This is a genomic window from Solibacillus sp. FSL R7-0682 (assembly GCF_038005985.1).
Classification (GTDB): Bacteria; Bacillota; Bacilli; order Bacillales_A; family Planococcaceae; genus Solibacillus.
The window spans coordinates 1,707,102-1,722,591 of the sequence record NZ_JBBOUI010000001.1 but is presented as its reverse complement, the minus strand read 5'-3'; the positions used below and the strand labels follow the sequence as shown (position 1 = coordinate 1,722,591).

14 protein-coding genes are annotated in these 15,490 nt (G+C 38.4%); 1 reads left to right on the top strand and 13 read right to left on the bottom strand.

Annotated elements, in window-relative coordinates:
- Window positions 1–44 precede the first annotated feature (44 nt).
- From MKZ17_RS08840 to ahrC, 3 genes are all read right to left on the bottom strand, one after another.
- Entirely contained in the window at window positions 45–971 is a 927-nt protein-coding gene (locus MKZ17_RS08840) for a SpoIVB peptidase S55 domain-containing protein (protein WP_340723374.1), read from the bottom strand.
- A 118-nt stretch (window positions 972–1,089) separates the two neighbouring features.
- Complete coding sequence (recN, locus tag MKZ17_RS08835; RefSeq protein ID WP_340723373.1) at window positions 1,090–2,784, bottom strand: DNA repair protein RecN; 1,695 nt, start codon at window positions 2,782–2,784, stop codon at window positions 1,090–1,092.
- A gap of 16 nt (window positions 2,785–2,800) precedes the next feature.
- On the bottom strand, window positions 2,801–3,250 hold the full coding sequence (gene ahrC / locus MKZ17_RS08830) for a transcriptional regulator AhrC/ArgR (protein ID WP_340723372.1): 450 nt from the start codon (window positions 3,248–3,250) through the stop codon (window positions 2,801–2,803).
- 318 nt (window positions 3,251–3,568) lie between these two features.
- On the opposite strand from ahrC, the gene psiE reads away from it, so the two are divergent.
- A complete protein-coding gene (gene psiE, locus MKZ17_RS08825) occupies window positions 3,569–4,006 on the top strand; it encodes a phosphate-starvation-inducible protein PsiE (protein WP_340723371.1) in 438 nt (145 codons plus the stop codon).
- A 146-nt stretch (window positions 4,007–4,152) separates the two neighbouring features.
- Here psiE and MKZ17_RS08820 read toward each other — a convergent pair whose 3' ends face one another.
- The 10 genes from MKZ17_RS08820 to MKZ17_RS08775 all read right to left on the bottom strand — a co-directional run bounded on the left by MKZ17_RS08820 (window position 4,153) and on the right by MKZ17_RS08775 (window position 15,410).
- Window positions 4,153–4,971, bottom strand: a complete 819-nt coding sequence (locus MKZ17_RS08820) for a TlyA family RNA methyltransferase (RefSeq protein ID WP_340723370.1) — start codon at window positions 4,969–4,971, stop codon at window positions 4,153–4,155.
- 6 nt (window positions 4,972–4,977) lie between these two features.
- Window positions 4,978–6,873 carry a 1-deoxy-D-xylulose-5-phosphate synthase gene (gene dxs / locus MKZ17_RS08815; protein ID WP_340723369.1) on the bottom strand — a complete coding sequence of 632 codons (1,896 nt, stop codon included), beginning with the start codon at window positions 6,871–6,873 and terminating at the stop codon, window positions 4,978–4,980.
- Window positions 6,874–6,962: 89 nt separating this feature from the next.
- Window positions 6,963–7,847: a polyprenyl synthetase family protein gene (locus MKZ17_RS08810; protein WP_340723368.1), complete on the bottom strand. Its 885-nt coding sequence runs from the start codon at window positions 7,845–7,847 to the stop codon at window positions 6,963–6,965.
- Between the two features lie 6 nt (window positions 7,848–7,853).
- The gene (gene xseB, locus MKZ17_RS08805) at window positions 7,854–8,078 is read right to left on the bottom strand and encodes an exodeoxyribonuclease VII small subunit (RefSeq protein ID WP_340723367.1); all 225 of its coding nucleotides are present in this window, start codon (window positions 8,076–8,078) and stop codon (window positions 7,854–7,856) included.
- Complete coding sequence (gene xseA / locus MKZ17_RS08800; protein WP_340723366.1) at window positions 8,078–9,433, bottom strand: exodeoxyribonuclease VII large subunit; 1,356 nt, start codon at window positions 9,431–9,433, stop codon at window positions 8,078–8,080. Before xseA ends, xseB begins: the two co-directional genes overlap by 1 nt.
- 181 nt (window positions 9,434–9,614) lie before the next feature.
- Window positions 9,615–10,478, bottom strand: a complete 864-nt coding sequence (gene folD, locus MKZ17_RS08795) for a bifunctional methylenetetrahydrofolate dehydrogenase/methenyltetrahydrofolate cyclohydrolase FolD (protein WP_340723365.1) — start codon at window positions 10,476–10,478, stop codon at window positions 9,615–9,617.
- Window positions 10,479–10,597: 119 nt separating this feature from the next.
- Window positions 10,598–10,984 carry a transcription antitermination factor NusB gene (gene nusB, locus MKZ17_RS08790; protein ID WP_340723364.1) on the bottom strand — a complete coding sequence of 129 codons (387 nt, stop codon included), beginning with the start codon at window positions 10,982–10,984 and terminating at the stop codon, window positions 10,598–10,600.
- Between the two features lie 471 nt (window positions 10,985–11,455).
- Window positions 11,456–12,946 carry a glycerol kinase GlpK gene (gene glpK / locus MKZ17_RS08785; RefSeq protein WP_340723363.1) on the bottom strand — a complete coding sequence of 497 codons (1,491 nt, stop codon included), beginning with the start codon at window positions 12,944–12,946 and terminating at the stop codon, window positions 11,456–11,458.
- On the bottom strand, window positions 12,946–13,755 hold the full coding sequence (locus tag MKZ17_RS08780) for an MIP/aquaporin family protein (protein ID WP_340723362.1): 810 nt from the start codon (window positions 13,753–13,755) through the stop codon (window positions 12,946–12,948). Before MKZ17_RS08780 ends, glpK begins: the two co-directional genes overlap by 1 nt.
- 17 nt (window positions 13,756–13,772) lie before the next feature.
- The gene (locus MKZ17_RS08775; protein ID WP_340723361.1) at window positions 13,773–15,410 is read right to left on the bottom strand and encodes a glycerol-3-phosphate dehydrogenase/oxidase; all 1,638 of its coding nucleotides are present in this window, start codon (window positions 15,408–15,410) and stop codon (window positions 13,773–13,775) included.
- Window positions 15,411–15,490: the final 80 nt, after the last annotated feature.

The window sequence follows — 15,490 nt, the reverse complement described above, 5'->3', positions numbered from 1 at the left end:
TAAGAAATGACTACACTTTTATGCAAAGTATAGTCAAAAAGTTATTAATTAGGGCTTTTTTTCAGCATCTCAACAAGTAGAATCCCGGCACCTTTTGTCGGTTCTTCGACAAACATATGGGTTACAGCTCCGACAAATTGGTTATCCTGTAGAATAGGACTGCCGCTCATTCCCTGAACAATGCCTCCAGTTTGTTGGATTAGCCTTTTATCTGTAACGTGGAATGTGAAGGTATTTCCTTCGTTTTTCTCTATTTTTATTTCAAAAGACTCCACTTTTTCACCATTTATACTCGTTAATAATTCAGCCTTTCCTTCTTTTAACTGTTCCGCATGTATAATTTCTAAAGGCTGATGCAAACTTTGGTGTAACGGTTGTTCCCATTTACCAAATATACCGTAAATATCATTACTTAACACAGTGCCTAGTGGTGATAATGATTTATCGACAATTGAGACTTTATATCCTGGTTGTCCAGGCACGCTCTTTTTCACTTGGGAAATCGATGCCTCAAAAATGGCTCCATCATAAAAAGCAGGTGGTTGCTTTAAAACCGAATCCATAATTTGGTGACCTAACGCTCCGTACTCCAATGTATCAGGATCAATAAAGGTTAAAGTGCCAATACCATCTGTTTCACTTTTTAAAAAGGGTCTTAAATGGGCAAGCTGATCTTTAGATACAGTAATTTTTCGTTTTTTTCCTTCTTTTTCGACTGTTAGCTCGACATCATCTTTTTGTTGAAATAGTGTATTTAAATCCGTTAACTCTTTGTTATTTAGACTTGTAATACGATCACCTTGCTTTAACCAATCACCTGATTCGAGCAACACATCATGCGATACAAACACATATGGCATTTGGAGCTGCACGCCAATGGAGTTCCCCATTGGAATCAATTCCTTTGCAAAGCTTTGTATCGGGAATATCAAGAGCATTAGCAACAACATGACAGGCATTTTTCGATTCATATCTCACCTCCTCTTCTTTGCTTACTATGTGATAAAAATGGGGAGTTATGAACGGAAATTTTTGTCCAACTTGAAAAAAGGCACCTAACATCTCATTGTTAGGTACCACTATTTTTTACTATTTAAGGAAAGCTTCTTTGCGTTCATTCGCCATTTGAATCAGTTCAGAGGCATGTTGTAATGTGAGCTCTGTTATTTCTGATCCACTCATCATACGACTAATTTCTTCGATACGTTGTCGCTGCTGCATTTCTGTAACTGTCGTAAACGTACGCTCTTGCTCGACTTGCTTTTTAATATAATATTGATGATCCGCCATTGCCGCTACTTGCGGTAAATGGGAAATACATAAAACTTGCGAGTTAACGGAAATTGCGGCAATTTTTTCTGCAATCGCCTGTGCGACACGTCCACTCACCCCAGTATCAACCTCGTCAAAAATGATGGATGTAATACCATTTGAGGTTGAAAAAATCGTTTTTAACGCAAGCATCATGCGTGAAAGTTCTCCTCCTGAAGCAACTTTTGGTAATGACTTCGGTGGCTCTCCAACGTTTGTCGAAATATAAAATGCGACAGCATCTTTCCCATTAGCGTCAAACTGATTTAATGGTTCAAAGTTGACGATAAATTTCGCCTTTTCCATATGTAGCATACGAAGCTCATTCATAATCGCTTCACTTAAATGCAATGCATTTTCTTTTCGTATGGCAGTTAATTCACGCGCTAGATTATTAAGCGTTTCTTCCATTTCTGCTAACAATTGCTCATTTTTTTGCATCGTTTCGTCACGATTCATTAATTGACTTAATTCTTCTTCAATCTTATCATAATACGCTAAAATTTCTTCGACAGTTGTCCCATATTTTCGCTTCATATTTTGATAGAGTGCTAAACGTTGCTCTACATCATTTAAGCGTTCCGCATCATACTCTAAATCATCCAAGGCGTTTTTAATTTGATATGCTGCATCTTGTAATGCATAAAAACTCGATGTCACGGCTTCTGATGACTCTTTAAAGATTGGATCAAGTACGACAATATCATCTAATGCATTCATCGCGTTACCGATTTTATCTAAGCCGTTTGAATCCCCTGAAATAGCTTCATAAGCCATATTTGCGCGTTCAAAAATTTTGTGAAAATTCATTAAACGTATACGCTCTTCATTTAATGCATCCTCTTCATCAACTTGAAGTGCAGCTTGTTCAAGCTCTTGAATTTGGAATTGATATAAGTCTATACGCTGCGCCATACGTTGCTCATCAATGCTTAATTCAGCGACTTCACGCTTTAATTGTCGGTATGCCTCATAAGCCTCATCATACTTATTTTTCACAGTTTCTAACTCATGCTGTGCAAAATGATCTAATAAATGAATATGAAATTTTTCATCCATGAGCTCTTGATTTTCATGCTGTCCATGAATGTCGATTAAGCTACCACCAATATCTCGTAAAACAGACAACGGAACAAGCTTCCCATTAACACGACAAATACTTTTACCAGATTCATTTAAATCCCGACGTAAAATAATTGTGCCCTCTTCGGCTTCAATCCCATGCTCGTCTAGCTTTAAAAAGATCGGGTGGCTGTCATCATTAATTTGAAATAACCCGCCAAGCTCCGCCTTTTTAGCACCATGACGAATAAATTCTGTCGACCCACGACCACCTGCTAAAATATTTACTGCATCAATGATAATGGATTTCCCAGCACCTGTTTCTCCAGTTAATACAGTCAAACCATCAAAAAAGCTAACTGTTAAGTCATCAATGATTGCAAAGTTTCGAATGCTTAATTCTCTTAACAAACCCATCCACCTCGGTTTATAGCATATCTAATAAACGATTTTTTATCTCTTCACGATCGTCCTCTGTACGACACATAATTAAAATTGTGTCGTCTCCACAAATTGTACCAAGCACTTCATTCCAATCTAAATGGTCAAGTAATGAACCAATTGCATTGGCGTTACCAGGTAAAGTTTTCATTACAAGGAAGTGAGAAGCTCCGTCGATTGATACAAATGCATCCGCTAATGAACGGTGCAATTTTTGAATTGGATTAAAGCGTTGATCAGCTGGTAAGCTGTATTTATATCGCCCATCTTGTAATGGGACCTTAACTAAATGTAGTTCTTTAATATCTCGTGAAACTGTAGCTTGAGTGACATTATAACCCGCATTTTTTAATTGTTCGACTAAATCATCTTGTGTTTCGATTTCGTTATTTGTAATAATATCGCGAATGCGAATATGGCGTTGTCCTTTATTCACCTGAGTCACCTCATAAATTATATTTACAAACTATGTATAATTACACTACCACTTGCATAAAGGAAATACAAGAAAAAACCGTACATACGTTCAAAAATCCTTTTTTATCAATGAATACAAGCTACTTTTACAAAAAGAAAATCATTTTTATTTCAAACAACCTGTTTGCAAACTTAAGTGTTTAATTGTCACTTTCCACTTATTTTCCATGTAATTATGAACGTAAACGGTTTCATTATGACATTTCCCGTAAAGGACTAAACTTCCTATTATTTTCCTGTTATAGTACATATTATAAAAAATGATTGGAGGGTTTTTATGGAGCAAAGACTAGCAAAAGTAAACAGTATCAATAAGATTATCCCAAGAGTATTGCAGATTATATTAAATGCGGGCTTAACGATATTAGCCTTTGTTTTATCAATATTGCTGCTTATGGAAATTGTAGAGTTTATTAATATTTTGTTTTCAACTAGTAAGAAAGATTACAAGCTTATCTTAGCTAACATCCTCATTTTCTTTTTATATTTCGAGTTTATAACGATGATCGTTAAATACTTCAAGGAAGACTACCATTTCCCATTACGTTATTTTATGTATATTGGCATTACCGCGATGATCCGACTTATAATTGTAGAGCATGATCACCCAGTGGACACACTTGTATATTCTCTTGTCATTTTTGTCCTGATCATTAGCTATTACATTATTAATATTACCCCACGTGAAAGACCTAATAATAAAAATTATAAATAACTACTACCTAATTCACATCGTTCTGCTTTCCCGTTTTTAAGCGTAGTAAATTCATTTCCTACACTACTTGTCTTTTCGAAACTAAAATTTCACTTAAAAACAAAAAAGCACAAGATATAGTCGGTATGACCTATCTTGTACTTTTTTTACTTTAATTGTGAATGTGCATCATTTACTACAGCATTGAACTCTGTAAATGATGGAACTTCCTCTCCGTCACGCGGATTGTAGAGATGGAATAAAAACTCGATATTCCCCTCTCCACCAGTGATTGGTGAGAACGACGCATCTTTTACGATAAAGCCAACTTCTGTAGCCATTTTAGCCGTTTCTTCTAAAACGGCTAAATGAACTTTTGGCTCTCGTACAATACCTTTTTTCCCAACATTTTCACGGCCTGCTTCAAATTGAGGTTTCACTAATGCCATAACATCGCCACCAGGCATTAATACCGTTTTTAGAACAGGCAAAATTAGTGAAAGCGAAATAAATGACACATCAATCGTCGCAAAATCTGGTAAGCCTTCGACTAAATCTTCTGGCTTTGTATAACGGAAATTTGTTTTCTCCATCACGGTAACACGCTCATCAGAACGAATTTTCCATGCGAGCTGGTTTGATCCTACATCAAGTGCGTAACAATGACGCGCACCGTTTTGCAACGCACAATCTGTAAAACCACCTGTTGAAGAGCCAATATCAAGCATTAATTTTCCTTCAACTGACATGTCAAAGATGTCTAACGCTTTTTCTAGCTTTAGCCCACCTCGTGACACATATTTTAAATCAGAACCTTTTACTTGTAGCGGTGCATCAATTCCAATTTTTTCGCCTGCTTTATCAATACGAACTTCATTTGAATATACAAGCCCCGCCATTATAGAACGCTTCGCTTTTTCTCGTGTTTCACATAAACCACGTTCCACTAGTAAAATGTCTACACGTTCTTTTGGTTGCTTTGTCATACTATTTTAAACCCTACCTGACTGTTTTTTCGGTACTAGCTGCTCAATGCGCTTCACCGCTTCTTCTGAAGTAACATTAATTTCTGCTAGTAGTAAATCTACATCGCCATGCTCGATAAACTCATCAGGAATTCCAATTCGGTCAATCGTTACATTACGGTAGCCATGATCGTTTGCAAACTCTAATACTGCACTACCAAATCCACCTTGAAGCATAGTTTCTTCAATTGTTAAAATCGGTAAATCTGTCTTCATAATGTCATGAAGCATTGCCTCGTCCATTGGTTTAATAAAGCGTGCATTGACAACACGTACACTAATCCCTTGTTCAGCCAATGTATTCGCTGCAGTTAGTGCCATCGAAATCGTCGTACCGAATGTTAAAATGACTGCATCATTACCTTCACGTAATATTTCCCATGAACCTATTGGCAAAGTTTTCATTTCGCTATCCATTTCGACACCTAAACCATTGCCACGTGGATAACGCATTGCAATCGGGCCATCATTATATTGTAGGGCTGTTTTTACCATATGCTGGCCTTCATTTTCATCCTTTGGCATCATTAAAACAATGTTTGGGATATGGCGTAAGAATGAAATATCAAATACACCTTGATGCGTTTCGCCATCAGCACCAACTAAACCTGCACGATCAATACCAATAAAGACATTTAAGTTAGGACGTGCAATGTCATGTAGTACTTGGTCATAGGCACGTTGTAAAAATGTTGAATAGATTGCTAAAAACGGCTTCATATGCTGTGTTGCTAAACCTGCTGCCATCGTCGTTGCATGCTGCTCTGCAATTCCCACATCAAAGAAACGACTCGGGTAATCTTTTTGAATCCCTTCTAGCTTTGAGCCTACAGGCATAGCTGGTGTTATAGCTACAATACGCTCGTCCTCTTTCATACATTTGCGAACGGATTCCGCCACTAAACTACTCCATGCTGGACCTTTTGCTGCTGATTTTACAAACGCACCCGTTTCAATTTTGTATGGACCTGTGCCGTGCCATGTACCAACTGTATCATCTTCAGCTGGTTTGTAGCCCTTCCCTTTTTTCGTAATGACGTGAACGATGACCGGACCTTCTACTTTTTTTGCATACTCTAAAGTTTTTTCAAGCACTTCAAAATCATGTCCATCGATTGGACCCAAATACTTAAAGCCCATCTCTTCGAAAAACACACCAGAAACAACTAAATATTTTAAGCTATCTTTTACTCGCTCTGCTGTTGCTGCTAGTTTGTCACCAACCATTGGAATTTTTAGCATTAATGATTCTAAATCTTCCTTTGCTCGTGAGTATTCTTTAGCGGTACGCAGACGACCTAAAACACTGTGCAATGCGCCTACGTTTGGTGCAATCGACATTTCGTTATCATTTAAAATAACGATCATATTTGTCTTTTCATGACCGATATGATTAAGCGCTTCTAACGCCATACCACCTGTCAACGCACCATCACCAATAATTGGCACGACAAAGTTTTTATCCCCTTTAATATCCCTTGCTGCTGCCATACCCATAGCAGCCGATAAAGAAGTAGAACTATGCCCTGTTTCCCACATGTCGTGTTCACTTTCAACTAACTTAGGGAAACCGCAAAGACCTTTAAATTGACGGAGCGTATCAAATTGATCCGCGCGACCTGTTAAGATTTTGTGGACGTAAGCTTGGTGACCCACATCCCATAAAAATTTATCCTTTGGACTGTTAAAAGCTTTATGCAATGCAATCGTCAATTCAACAACACCAAGATTCGGACCAATATGGCCACCAGTTGCTGAACACTTCTCGATTAAGAAAGCGCGAACATCTCCTGCTAGCGCCTCCAGTTGCTTTTTATTCAAGTCTTTTAAAAAGGATGGACTAGAAATTTTCGTTAAATCCATCTCATCCACACACCTTTTCATCAGTTTATTCACCATTGTGATTTTTCTATTATAACAATGTACAACGACAGACAAAAGTTTAACATACTTTAATTTGAACGTCTTACGATATACCCCGCAAATTGTTGTAGAAGGGAAGTATCAGTTTTTATGGATTGTAGTGCTTGTAGAGCGAATGTATAATGCTCCTCTAGCTTTTGTTTTGCCCCATCTAATGTAAGTAATGCTGGGTATGTACTTTTTTCACTTGCTACATCTTTTCCAGCTGTTTTACCTAATTGTTCAGATGTACCTTCAATATCTAAAATATCATCTTGAATTTGGAAGGCAAGGCCAATATGGTGTGCGTATTCTACTAATGCTTTACGATCTTCATTTGAAGCATCCGCTAATACTGCCCCAGACTCGATACTAAAGCGAAGTAATGCACCTGTTTTATTTACATGAACGGTTTCAAGTTCCTGTATATTTAATAAACGTTTCTCGCCGTCCATATCTAAAATTTGTCCGCCAACCATTCCTTCAGCACCTGCAGCAATACTTAGTAAATTAACTAATTCAATACGTTTTTCTGCTGTTACGTCTTCTAAACGTGCTAATACCCCAAATGCTAATGTATTTAACGCGTCTCCTGCTAATGTTGCTAATGCTTCACCGTAAACAACATGGTTTGTTGGTTTACCACGACGTAGTTCATCATCATCCATGCAAGGCAAATCATCATGAATTAAAGAATACGTATGAATCATTTCTACCGCAGCACCTACCTTGTAGCTTGCATGTAATGGTTTATTATACATTTCACAAACTGCAGCTACAAAAAGTGGACGAATACGCTTTCCTCCAGCCTTTAATGAATAAAGCATCGATTCTTTTAAATGAGCTGGTGCAGAAATTTTTTCAACAAGCTCAAACATAGCAGATTCGATTGTTGGAATATTTCGATCGATAAATTGCTTTAACTCGTTTCCCATTAGTTACTATTCTCCATTTCCTTGTTGGAACGGTTCTTTTTCACCGTTTTCACCAACGATTGAAATTAATTGCTGTTCGGCATTTTGAAGAGTATCATGACAAAGCTTCGATAGCTCCATCCCCTTTTTATATAAATCGATTGCTTCTTCTAAAGGTACATCGCCTTGTTCAAGCTTGCGAACAACCTCTTCTAATTCCGCCATCGCTGTTGCAAATGTAGGTTTTGCCATTATTCTTCCCCTTCCTGTCGCACGTGGGTTGATACAATTTTTGCTTTTGCATGACCATCATGGAATGTTACATCCAAAAGATCATTTTTTTGCAGCTCATGGATTGATTTTACTACGTTTTCATCTTTATACGCTACGCTAAACCCTTTACTCATGAGCGCTAATGGATTGAGTGCCTCTAACATTCGCAGTTGGTTTGAAAATGCGACTTTACTTTGTGCAAGTTGTTGTTGCATTAAGCGCTGTAAATACTCCTGTTTATGAGTTAATTGCTGCTTTGCATTGCTCAACTGATACTGCGGTGAAAAGAGCTTCATCTTACTATCAATTGATTGTAAGGTCGATTTTATATTTAGTACATATAATTTCGATGCATTTTGTAATGCCATATCACTTTGTAGGAGCTTTTCTATAAAAGGACGATATAATCGCTCAGGTGTTGCAAGTGGATACGAATTTTGTAATTTAGTTAAACGCGTACGTTCAAAGTTTAAACGTGACGTCATTACTTGATGCATAAAGGACTGCTTTTGTAGTATTTGTTGATACAGCTCTTGCTGATTTGGCACGGCCATTTCTGCTGCTGCAGTAGGTGTTGGTGCTCGAAGGTCTGCTACAAAATCCGCAATCGTCGTATCTGTTTCATGACCAACTGCGCTAATGATCGGAATACGACTTTCAAAAATTGCCCGGGCAACAACTTCCTCATTGAATGCCCATAAATCTTCAATCGATCCACCACCACGCCCGACGATTAAAACATCACATAATGCTTGGCGATTTGCTAAATATATATTTTCAGTAATATTAGGTGCTGCTCCTGCTCCTTGTACAAGCGTTGGATAAATTAATATCTCTGCTTGCGGATAACGTCGTTTAATCGTCGTACAAATATCTCGAATGGCAGCACCTGTAGTCGCAGTTAATACCCCAATTGTTTGTGGATATTGGGGTATGAGCTGCTTAAAGTTTGGATTAAAAAGTCCTTCCTTTTGTAGACGTTCCTTCAATTGATTGAACGCGACAAAAAGCCCGCCAATGCCATCTGGTTCCATCGATTGGGCGTATAATTGGTATGCGCCACTCGCTTCATAAACATTGACATCTCCGCGAATAAATACCTTCATTCCTTCTTCTGGCTTGAATGATAATTTGCTCGCTTGGCTTTTAAACATCGTCGCTTGGATACGCGAGCTGTCATCCTTTAATGTAAAGTAAATATGGCCTGAGCTGTGAATTTTAACATTCGAAAGCTCCCCGGTCACATAAACATCTCGCAAATGCGGATCGGCATCAAATTTTCGTTTTATATACTTCGTTAACGCTTTTACGGTTAAATATGAAGACGATGACATAGATGTTTACGCTCCTTTGCATTTTTTACCCATGAGGTAAATGAATTAATTAATATAAATGCGCTATTTAACGCATATCAAAACGTATGTATGTTCAAATGTCCATTATAAATGAACATTACTCTTTAAGCTAAAAATCACTATTTTGATCAAAACCAAAATAGTGATTTTTGAAGTTAGATTATTTCTCTTTACGTTCTAACTTTTTTTCCGCAGCTTGTACTGTGTTTTCTAAAAGCATCGTAATGGTCATTGGACCTACACCACCAGGAACTGGTGTAATATGTGAGGCAATTCCGTCTACTGACTCAAAATTAACATCGCCGCATAATTTGTTGTTTTCATTACGATTAATGCCGACATCAATAACAACAGCCCCTTCTTTCACATGCTCCTTCGTAATAAAATTCGCACGTCCAACGGCTGCAATTAATATGTCCGCTTGTTTCGTAAAGGATTGTAAATCTTTCGTTTTTGAGTGTGTATACGTTACTGTAGCATCCTTATGTAATAATAGTTGCCCCATAGGTTTTCCTACGATATGGCTACGCCCAACAATAACTGCATGCTTTCCAGCGACATCAATTCCTGAGTGTTCTAATAATTTCATAACCCCGTAAGGCGTACATGGCAAGTATGTATCTTGTCCTAACATCATTTTCCCAACACTTACTGGTGAAAAGCCATCGACATCTTTTTCCGGAGAAATTGTGGCGATTACTTCATCCTCATTTATATGTTTTGGTAATGGGAGCTGAACTAAAATACCGTGAATGTCATCACGTTCGTTTAAAGTACGAATTTGATCTAATAAAGTTTTTTCGGACGTATCCGCTGGTAGCTTAATTAATTCTGAAAACATCCCGATTGCATCACAAGACTTTTGTTTGTTTGCTACGTATGTTTTTGAAGCAGGATTGTCCCCTACTAAAATAACCGCTAAACCAGGTGTTACACCTTTTTCTTTTAAGGCTTCTACGCGAGTTGCGACCGCCCCTCGTATTTCTTGACCAATTTCTTTACCATTAATAATTGCACTTGACATGTTGTTACTCCTTCCAGTGATCACTACAATTTTAGAGACTAGCTTTCGCAAGGAAAACTAGTCGTCTCATTCAATCTTCATATATCTATCTAAACTAGACTCGCATACAGTTATTGATTTTATTGCTCAGTAAATTTCGAAAGTACACCATTGACGAATTTGCTTGATTTTTCATCACCAAATGTTTTGGCAAGCTCGATTGCCTCGTTCATAACGACTTTATTTGGTGTTTCTTGATCAAACAGTAATTCGTATATAGCAAGACGTAATACAGTTCTCTCAATTTTAGGTAGACGGCTTAGCGTCCATTTTTCTAATTTTTGCTCTAGCGCTGCGTCGATTTCTGCTTGTTTTTCAGTTGTTCCACGAACTAATTTTTCTAGAAAGGCGTTTGATTTTTGTTCTTCTTCAAGAACATGTCCAATTGCCTCTTCTACCGAAAGTTCTGTGCTATCTAACTGAAACAAAGCTTGCAACGCTTTTTGGCGCGCTTCAGTTCGTTTCATGATTAAAGCTCTCCTTCATAAGTAGCATTAGTTCCTATAATAGCATATTTTTATGACGCTAGCATCGTTTCACTGAAATATTTTGAAAGTAATATGATATATACGTTTTCTGCTTATAAAGGCAAAATTTTGAGAAAATACCTGACTGGTAAATGGAACTAATTATTTTCAATCTAATAACGTTTAAAGGGTTAAAAAAGTGTTATTTTTCTTTTAAAACACCTTTTTTACTAAGTTTTTGAGCGCTCCAACATTTTTATAACGATTATATGCACTTAAACGATTCAAATCTTCGTAATTTAGCATCGAATAATCAGTTACCAGTTCATATTCCTTATTATCATTTTATTCTCCTCTCCATTAAAACATAAATTAAATAACCTATACTCAATAAGGTAATATATTACAATTATTATACAAAAAACAGTCGACTTTGTTGAAAGATTCCAACAAAGTCGACTGCTCATCATTTTATTTAAATGCTTGTGCGGCCTTGACCGCTTTATGCCAGCCTTCGACGTATGCATCTCGGCGTGATTGCTCCATGTCGGGATCGAATTTTTGATCAAGCTGCCAATGCTTTTTCACTTCCTCGATATCCTCCCAAAAACCAACAGCTAAACCTGCTAAATAGGCAGCACCGAGTGCCGTTGTTTCATTTACCGATGGACGTTCGACCGGAACATTTAAAATATCCGATTGGAACTGCATGAGGAAATCATTCATGACCGCCCCTCCATCAACACGAAGCGTTTTTAAGTCAATACTTGAGTCCGTTTCCATCGCAGCGAGTACATCTAACGTTTGATAAGCTAACGATTCAAGAGTAGCACGTACGAAATGCTCTTTTGACGTTCCCCTCGTTAAGCCAAATACTGCGCCGCGCACATCACTATCCCAATAAGGCGTTCCTAACCCAACAAACGCAGGAACTACATAAACTCCATCTGTATCATCAACGCGTGTTGCATAGGCTTCGCTTTCTTCCGATTTTCTAAACATACGGAGTCCATCTCGTAACCATTGAATCGCTGAGCCAGCTACGAAAATACTTCCTTCTAACGCATATGTCACTTTCCCATCATAGCCCCATGCAATAGTTGTAAGTAGGCCATGTTCAGATTTTACCGCTTCTTCTCCAGTATTCATCAGCATAAAGCAACCTGTTCCGTAAGTATTCTTCACCATGCCCTTTTCATAGCAGGCTTGGCCGAATAATGCAGCTTGCTGGTCCCCAGCAATCCCTGCAATCGGTACAGTATGCCCAAATAAGTGCTTCCCTGAAATTTCTCCATAAATTTCCGAAGACGGCTTAACTTCTGGAAGCATTGAAGCGGGAACACCGAGAATCTCAAGTAACTCCTCATCCCATTTCAAATCAAAAATATTGTACATGAGCGTTCTTGATGCATTGGAATAATCGGTCACGTGCACAGCACCTTCAGTTAGCTTCCAGATGATCCACGTATCAATCGTCCCAAATAATAAATCTCCTGCTTCCGCTTTTTCCCGAGCACCATCCACATTATCTAATATCCATTTGACCTTTGTACCTGAAAAATACGCATCAATTAAAAGTCCAGTCTTATCACGGAATAATTCATTATGACCCGCTTCCTTTAACTCGTTACAAATTTCAGCAGTTTGACGTGACTGCCAAACAATTGCATTATATATAGGTTCACCTGTATTTTTATCCCAAACTACCGTTGTTTCACGTTGATTTGTAATACCAATCCCTTCAATTTGCGAAGCTTGTATGTTATTTTGTGATAATACTTTCGCAATTACAGATAATATGGAACTCCAAATCTCCTTTGCATTATGCTCTACCCAGCCAGACTTCGGAAAATGTTGTTTAAATTCTTGTTGGGAAACGTGGACTACATCCCCTTTTTTGTTGAATAAAATGGCACGAGAACTCGTCGTACCCTGATCTAATGCCATAATATATTTTTCCATTAAGCTATCCCCTTTTCAGCCGATTTTGGTTGTGTTAATTGCGCTCCTACTAATATAGCGATAAACACAACGGCAAATATCCAAAATGTTACCGTATTTTCTTGTAAGAAAAATTGCTTATAAAATAATGCGCCTGTCACCCCGCCAATAATCGGTCCTACAATCGGTACCCAAGCATAAGCCCAATCCGCATCACGCTTTCTTGGAATAGGTAAAATAAAATGGGCAATTCGTGGCCCTAAATCACGTGCTGGATTAATCGCATAGCCTGTTGGTCCCCCTAAGCTCATACCAATAACGATTACGAGCACACCAACAAGCATCGGATTAATTCCATCAGCCATAACATTTCCGCCTAACGCTAAAATACCTAATAACAATACAAAAGTGCCGATCATTTCCGAGGCAACATTTGAAAGTGGATGACGAATTGCCGGTGCTGTTGCAAAAATCCCTAGCTTTGCATTTGCATCATCGGTTTTGTCCCAATGTGGTAAATAAGCAAAATAAACGAGTACTGCACCAATAATTGCCCCGATTAGTTGCGCAGAAATATATATTGGTACGTCTTTCCATGGAAAATCACCAATCGTTGCAAAAGCAATTGTTAACGCTGGATTTAAATGTGCACCACTAAATCCTCCCACCGCATAGGCTGCCATCGCCACGCCAATACCCCAAGCCATTGTTATGACAATCCAACCACCATTTTCACCCTTTGAAAATTTTAACAAAGACCCCGCTACAACTCCACACCCCAGCACAATTAAAATCATCGTGCCGATTAACTCCGCTAAGAAAGCAGACACCCTATTTCCCCCTTTTCCTAAGTTGTCCTTGCATGTGTAATTGCTCTTTGTATTTGCTCCTTGTTCCGATCCTTTTCGTGCTGTGACCAGCCCAAGGTTGTTGCCATCTCGTCAATAACTAAATCTTTCATTTCTTGAACAAATTGAATATTAAACAGTAATGTCCCTGTTCTTCGCATAAAGAAATCTGTCGCTGTACAAGCCGATTCTTCATTTATTGCGTAATACAATTGCCCATAAACGATTGGCGGTAAGCTCCCTTCCGCCTTTTTAATATAATGAAATACTTTATCAACATTTGTTCCATAAAATTGTGCTAAATACCGACTTTGTTCCTCTGTTAGCCCAAGCTGCTGTCCCTCTACTGTGCGTTTTTGAACGAAGCTTTCGAAAAATTTCGAGCCATTTAAATCGCCACCGGATATCGGTAGGCTTTTTGTAATAGACCCTCTATAGTGCATATTATATTCGCTGTTTAACTGCTTCACGACAAGATCTACAATTTTTTCCGCCATTTTACGATAGCCAGTCAATTTTCCACCTGCAATCGTAATTAGCCCGCTTTCATTTTGCCAAATTTCATCCTTACGGGAAATTTCAGACGGTCCTTTTCCTTGCTCATGAATTAGCGGGCGCACGCCTGCCCATCCAGATTCAATTTTTTCCTCAGTTATATTTAGCTGAGGGAACATGTAGCGAATCGCTTGAAGTAGGTATGAACGATCTTCCTCTGTAATTGTTATTTCAAGAGGATCTCCTTCATAAAAGGTGTCGGTAGTCCCGACATACGTTTTACCATCACGTGGAATCGCAAATACCATACGTCCATCTTCTGTATCAAAATAAATCGCCTGTTGAAGCGGGAAATCATTCCCATCAAATACGAGATGGACCCCTTTAGATAAAATTAAATGCTTTTCATTTAATTCTCCATTTAGCTTACGAACATCATCTACCCAAGGCCCTGCAGCATTCACTACCTTTTTAGCCTTCACAACAACTTGTTCTCCGGTAAGCTGATCCTCCACAGTTACCTTAGAGAAGGCGACATTTTCAGAATCAATTGCAATCACCTTTAAGTAATTCATAGCTGTTGTACCGTAGGCAACAGCCGCTTTTATTACCTCTAGCGTAAGTCGGGCATCATCCGTACGGTATTCTACATATACCCCGCCCCCAAGTAAGCCTTCTTTTTTAATAAGTGGTTCTCGCGCAATCGTTTCATCCGCCGATAGCATAAACCGGCGCTCTCCTTTTTTTACGCCAGCTAAAATATCGTACACCTTTAGCCCAAGTGACGTTGTGAACGGACCAAATGTACCACCCTTATGAAACGGCAATAACATCCACACAGGAGTTGTGACGTGTGGACCATTTTCATAAACGATAGCCCGCTCTCTCCCTAGTTCTGCCACTTCTTTTATTTCAAATTGTTTTAAATAACGTAAGCCACCATGAACAAGTTTTGTTGAACGACTGCTCGTTCCCTCAGCAAAATCTTGCATTTCAGCTAATGCAACCGATAGCCCACGAGTTGTTGCATCAAGCGCGATCCCTGCGCCTGTAATCCCTCCGCCAATAACGAATAAATCAAAGGTTTCTTCACTCAATTTCTGTAAACTCTGTTGCCGATGTAACGCTGAAAAATTTGTCACCTTCATAGCCCTCCTCACATTTCAACTTATTATCTATACCCATTTTTTTATGAAAAATTAAACACAAATTAAAAAAAGGT

Bases quoted from the DNA above. Each gene is read 5' to 3' on its own strand.
- MKZ17_RS08840 (WP_340723374.1), bottom strand. From the start codon at position 971: ATGAATCGAAAAATGCCTGTCATGTTGTTGCTAATGCTCTTGATATTC.
- psiE (WP_340723371.1), top strand. From the start codon at position 3,569: ATGGAGCAAAGACTAGCAAAAGTAAACAGTATCAATAAGATTATCCCA.
- MKZ17_RS08820 (WP_340723370.1), bottom strand. From the start codon at position 4,971: ATGACAAAGCAACCAAAAGAACGTGTAGACATTTTACTAGTGGAACGT.
- dxs (WP_340723369.1), bottom strand. From the start codon at position 6,873: ATGGATTTAACGAAAATTTCTAGTCCATCCTTTTTAAAAGACTTGAAT.
- MKZ17_RS08810 (WP_340723368.1), bottom strand. From the start codon at position 7,847: ATGGGAAACGAGTTAAAGCAATTTATCGATCGAAATATTCCAACAATC.
- xseB (WP_340723367.1), bottom strand. From the start codon at position 8,078: ATGGCAAAACCTACATTTGCAACAGCGATGGCGGAATTAGAAGAGGTT.
- xseA (WP_340723366.1), bottom strand. From the start codon at position 9,433: ATGTCATCGTCTTCATATTTAACCGTAAAAGCGTTAACGAAGTATATA.
- folD (WP_340723365.1), bottom strand. From the start codon at position 10,478: ATGTCAAGTGCAATTATTAATGGTAAAGAAATTGGTCAAGAAATACGA.
- nusB (WP_340723364.1), bottom strand. From the start codon at position 10,984: ATGAAACGAACTGAAGCGCGCCAAAAAGCGTTGCAAGCTTTGTTTCAG.
- glpK (WP_340723363.1), bottom strand. From the start codon at position 12,946: ATGGAAAAATATATTATGGCATTAGATCAGGGTACGACGAGTTCTCGT.